This window comes from Peribacillus sp. (genome assembly GCF_059453735.1).
Genome location: NZ_JAZVJO010000551.1, coordinates 1 through 5,666 on the forward strand (window position 1 = coordinate 1; position 5,666 = coordinate 5,666).

4 protein-coding genes are annotated in these 5,666 nt (G+C 41.8%); 2 read left to right on the forward strand and 2 right to left on the reverse strand.

The features are described 5' to 3' along the window. On the forward strand, positions 1–1,506 hold a 1,506-nt coding region (locus tag AC52RT_RS18110; RefSeq protein WP_495542040.1), incomplete at its 5' end, for a catalase. 178 nt (positions 1,507–1,684) lie between these two features. On the opposite strand, the gene AC52RT_RS18115 is transcribed toward AC52RT_RS18110, so the two are convergent. After that, positions 1,685–3,106, reverse strand: coding sequence for a glycoside hydrolase family 18 protein (locus AC52RT_RS18115; RefSeq protein ID WP_495542041.1), 1,422 nt, complete (start codon positions 3,104–3,106; stop codon positions 1,685–1,687). 262 nt (positions 3,107–3,368) lie between these two features. On the opposite strand from AC52RT_RS18115, the gene AC52RT_RS18120 reads away from it, so the two are divergent. After that, a complete protein-coding gene (locus AC52RT_RS18120; RefSeq protein WP_495542043.1) occupies positions 3,369–4,832 on the forward strand; it encodes a protein adenylyltransferase SelO in 1,464 nt (487 codons plus the stop codon). A 324-nt stretch (positions 4,833–5,156) separates the two neighbouring features. Here AC52RT_RS18120 and AC52RT_RS18125 read toward each other — a convergent pair. Next, a partial coding sequence (locus AC52RT_RS18125) for an Ig-like domain-containing protein (RefSeq protein WP_495542042.1) occupies positions 5,157–5,666 on the reverse strand: 510 nt, incomplete at its 5' end.

Here is a 5,666-nt window from a genome sequence, read left to right on the forward strand (position 1 = left end):
CATTTCATAGAAAAGATCTCTCATTTCGACCGCGAAGAGGTACCGGAGCGTGTCGTTCACGCACGTGGTGCTGGAGCGTTTGGGTATTTTGAGACATATGGAAAAGTTGGCGATGAACCAGTTGAGAAATATACCCGTGCGAAAGTATTTTCTGGAGCTGGCAAGAAAACGCCGCTCATGGTTCGTTTCTCAACAGTAGCAGGTTCGAAGGACTCACCGGAAACAGCGCGAGATCCACGCGGCTTTGCAGTGAAAATGTATACGGAAGATGGTAACTGGGATCTGGTTGGAAACAACCTTAAAATCTTCTTTATCCGTGATGCGATGAAGTTTCCCGATATGATTCATGCATTTAAAGTGGATCCAGCATCGAACGTACCAAATCCTGAGCAAATGTTCGATTTCGTTTCCCGTTCCCCTGAAGCTACTCATATGATTACGTTCCTATTCTCTCCATGGGGTATTCCAGCTACATACCGCCATATGCAGGGTTCTGGCGTAAATACGTATAAATGGGTAAATGACAAAGGTGAAGCTGTGCTTGTGAAGTACCACTGGGAACCTAAACAAGGCATCCGTAATTTAACACAAGAAGAAGCGGATTCTATTCAAGGAAAAACCGTCGCACACGCAACACAAGATTTATATGAGTCAATCGAGCGCGGAGAATATCCAGAATGGGAACTTTATGTGCAAATCATGGAGGACGATTACCATGAGGAACTTGATTTCGATCCACTGGATGATACAAAACTTTGGCCTGAAGATAAGTTTCCGTGGCTGCCGGTTGGTCGTATGGTTCTTGACCGTAATCCGGTGGACTACCATGCGGAAATCGAGCAGGCGGCATTCGGAACTGGGGTTCTTGTCGACGGAATGGACTTCTCCGACGATAAAATGCTCCAAGGACGTACTTTCTCATACTCGGATACGCAGCGATATCGCGTAGGTTCGAACTATCTGAAATTGCCTGTGAATGCACCGAAAGCACCTGTGCGTACGAACCAGCATCGAGGACAAATGGATACCCGTGACCCGAAAGAGAATGGGGCTAATCCATCCATTAACTATGAGCCATCGATGATTGGTGGCTTTACGGAAGCAAACAAAGAAGAGCGTCCACAGCACCGTCCAACCTATAATGCGGAGGCAATGAGTGCGCCAATTGACCGTCCTAACAACTATGGTCAAGCGGGCGAAACGTACCGCAGTTTTGAGGACTGGGAACGTGATGAATTAATCAAAAACTTATCCAACGCACTTGCAATATGTGATAAACGAATTCAAGATGCAATGGTTGAGCACTTTACACAAGCCGATGAAGAATATGGCCGTCGTGTGAAGGAAGGTATCGAAATGAAAATGAAAGAAATTCAATCTTTGAAGAACGAAGACAAAATTCCTGGTCGTGAATCAGGTAAATCAAGATATGGTCAAGGATCAATAGCCGCGAATAAAGCCACAAAAGATGCGGTGAAGAAAAGTCACGAAGCAGATCCATATTAATAAAACAGCAAGAGCTGTCCGTACAATCAGTGAAAACTGATTGACGGGCAGCTTTTTTATTTTGACAAATTTTAATGTGTCTTCTAAGAAGGTCCTCTTATAACTCTAACTTTTAAAATAAAAAGACACCGGTTCATCGTTCGATGTCACCGGTATTTCTCTAAAAATTTACAGTAATTTACATATACGTCGACAATTTCTTTATCGTAAAATGATCATTTAATAATGCCCAGTTTTGGGGGTATGGAAAACCGAGTGCCCAGTAACTAATCCCGCGGAGCTTATAATCCTTAGCTAGTTCAAACTTGGCTTGGGCGCTCCTTGCATCTTCAAACCATACTTCATGTACTTTTCCTTTTTCATCCGTATATCGGTAAAAAGGGGATTGAGCTGTGGGATCATATTGAATGGGAGCTCCATATTTTATCGCTCTTTTTATGGCTTCTTGGGGGCTGAATGTCTCAGCTTCTTGGCCTTGAGCGTGTGGAAGAAGCCAATCTCGAGCATAAATTTGAAATCCGAGGTAGATTTTTTCAGCTGGTATAACGGACAGGGCATATTCAACCACTTTCCTCACTTGGTCGAGAGGGGAGATGGCTTGTGGTGGCCCCATTCGATATCCCCATTCATATGTCATGAGCACGACAAAATCAGCTATCCGCCCGTGTGCCTCATAATCATGTGCTTCATATAAGACGCCGGATTGATCTGTGCTCGATTTCGGCGCAAGAGCAGTGGAAACCAAATAACCTCTAGAATGAAGGCGGTCAACAGCCAATTGGAGAAATTTGTTGTAATTCTCCCGGTCTTCGGGCAGTACGTTTTCAAAGTCGATGTTTAATGCTGTATAGCCTTTATCATCCATCACTTCGAGGACATTCTTAATGACTTTTTCTCGTAAAGAAGGACTAGCTAATATGACATGGGCTAAATTAGATCCAGCTTCTGTTGAAGTGAAATTGGTAATGGACATCATTGGGGTAATATTTTCTGAAAGTGCTGTATCAACCATTTTTTCATCACTCAATCCTTCTAATGTGCCATCTTCCTTGATTTTATAAGCAAAAGGACTGAAATAGGTAAGCAGCTGACCGATATCTTGTAGGGATTGGATTGCCGCTTCACTTGATTGATAGGTATAAGCATTCACTTCAATAGCGCGTTTTGATCTTGGAATAATCAGGGTCATCCCAGAATAAATATTGTTTGGACTATCAACTTGATTGGCACTCATAATGGCTTGAACGGTAGTTCCATACCAGATAGAAATATCCCACAATGTCTCCCCAGGCTGTACAAGATGTTTAACGGCAGGAATGTATAGAACACTGCCTTGATATAGTACATTTGGGTCGGTAAGTTGATTGGCTTCCATAAGAGTCTTGATAGAAATTCCGTATTGCTTTGCAATGGTTCCTAGTGTTTCCCCGGATTCCACGATATGAGATGTCCCCGAGTGAGGAATAATAATTGACTGACCAATGGTTAATTGGCTTGGGGCAGTTAATGCATTTAATTGAGAAATCGAATCCATTGTTACACCATAACGGTTCGCAATCTTCCAAAGCGTATCGCCGCCTTTTACTACATAAATAATCAATAGAGCTCCCCCTAAGTAATTTCAATAATGCCATCCTATGTAATAGTAGATTAAATGTGTCTTTAGTTGATTGCGTTAAAGAGACTAATGCATTTAATGTTTTTAATAAGAGTCAACCTTAAGTGGAAACGGTATAATATATAGGGATAAGCAGACATTATAAACGTACTTGCAGACAATTGGAATTACATACATGCTTATGTTTTTATTGCAAAGAAGAGGGAAAACTATTATAAAAACCAATATGAAGAAAGGGGATCCTATGACAAAGATTATGGAAACAGGATGGAACTTAGAAAATAGCTATGCGGGTCTTCCAGCATCTCTTTTCACCAGTACCAACCCAACTCCGGTACGTGCACCAGAATTGATTGTTCTCAATGAACCGTTAGCGGCATCCTTAGGTTTGAACGCTGCATTTTTAGAAAGCGAAAATGGTGTGGCGGTGCTTGCTGGAAACGAGATTCCTGAAGGTGCTATGCCTCTTTCTCAAGCATACGCGGGTCATCAATTCGGTAACTTTACCATGTTAGGGGATGGTCGGGCCGTCCTATTAGGAGAACAGCTTACACCAGAGGGAAAGAGGGTGGATATTCAATTAAAAGGGCCAGGCAGAACGCCATACTCTCGTGGAGGTGATGGTCGGGCAGCTTTGGGTCCGATGTTGCGTGAATATATTATCAGCGAAGCTATGCATGGCCTTGGTATTCCCACTTCCCGCAGCCTTGCCGTCGTGAAAACTGGCGAGCCTGTATATCGCGAAAATGTACTGCCAGGTGCGGTGTTAACTCGTGTGGCTGCCAGCCATCTTCGTGTGGGAACCTTTCAATATGTAGCAAAGTGGGGAACAGCCGAGGAACTACAAGCACTGGTTGAGTATACAATTAGGCGTCACTTTCCATATAATGAGGATGATGAGAATCAATCACTTTCATTGCTCAAGCAAGTGATTAGCCGACAGGCTGAACTTATTTCAAAATGGCAGCTAGTCGGCTTTATTCATGGTGTAATGAACACGGATAACATGACAATCAGTGGAGAAAGCATAGATTACGGTCCTTGCGCTTTCATGGATACCTATGACTTGGAAACGGTATTCAGTTCCATAGATGTCCATGGTCGTTATGCCTATGGCAATCAGCCGTATATTGCTGCGTGGAATTTGGCACGATTGGCGGAAAGCCTATTGCCTTTGTTCGATGATAAACCAGAAAAGGCGATTGAACTGGCGCAAGCAGAAATTTCGGAATTCCATAAAATCTATAATTCTCATTGGATCAAGGGGATGAGAGCAAAATTAGGACTCTTTAACGAAGAGGCAGAGGATGAAGCTCTTATAAAAGAACTTCTCGAGCTGATGAAGAAGCATCATGCAGATTACACGAATACATTCCGTGCTTTAACTTTCGAAACCAAAGAGGATTCGGTTCTTTTTGAGACTTCAGAGTTTGAACAGTGGCATAAGCTTTGGCAGGCAAGACTCGACCGGCAGCAGGAATCAAAAGACTCTTCGAAGAAGCTGATGCAAGACAGTAATCCTGCGGTAATCCCACGCAATCATCGGGTGGAAGAAGCCCTGAAAGCCGCAGTTGAAAAAGGTGACTACAGTGTGATGGAACGACTTATTGAAGTACTCTCACATCCTTATGCGCATACCGACGAGCAGGCCGAATATGCTACAGTGCCTGAAGAGTGCGGACCTTACCAGACTTTTTGTGGTACCTAATAAAAGAAAAAAGTGCTGCCACATTCGTGTGGCAGCACTTTTTTGTACTGGTTTTGAAAATCCCATTAGATGGTAAGAACCGTGCAACGAGAAGTCGTTCGTTTGAAGTTAGAAGGAAAACCTCTCCTGTCTTCAAATTCGAGATATTCATATAGACTTCTACAATATCAATAGCTTCTAAGAAAAATTCAACGGCCTTTCCTCGATTGAATACCGAGAAAAGACCGCTGCTTGAAATACTATTTTTTTATTACAGGGTATGTGCATTCTACTTCTTTTTTATTACTCTTAATATCTTTCATAGCATTCTGAAAGGGGGGATTATTATATATCTAAAGAATATTGGTATGATTTATCTTTTTCGGTTCTAATCGTTACTATTATCTTACTTTGATTTGCCCAAATACCCGTTTTGAAACTTATACTCATGCCCCAGTTGGAGTAGGGCGTGATAGTAGTACTAAGACCTGAGTTTTCAAGTGTTTTCGCAGAATATGATGCGAAGGAAGATCCCTTTTCATATATTTGTACTTTTTCAATAAATACATTTTCTTCGAGCTCATAATTATTAATCGTTATAGATAAGCTCTTTATTACATCATTAATACTGGAAGAACCAGATTTATATAAATATAGATTGGGGCGATCGGATATTGATATGGTTTTCGAAGTACTAATCTCATCAGCCGATGCAGTAATTGTTACTGTCCCCTCTGATAAAGTTTTTAATACTCCATTTTCATCTATTGTAGCAACTGATTCATCAGAGCTATTCCAAATTACTTTTTGATTAGTAGCATTGTTTGGATAGATGTTAGTTGCCAACTGTTTAAT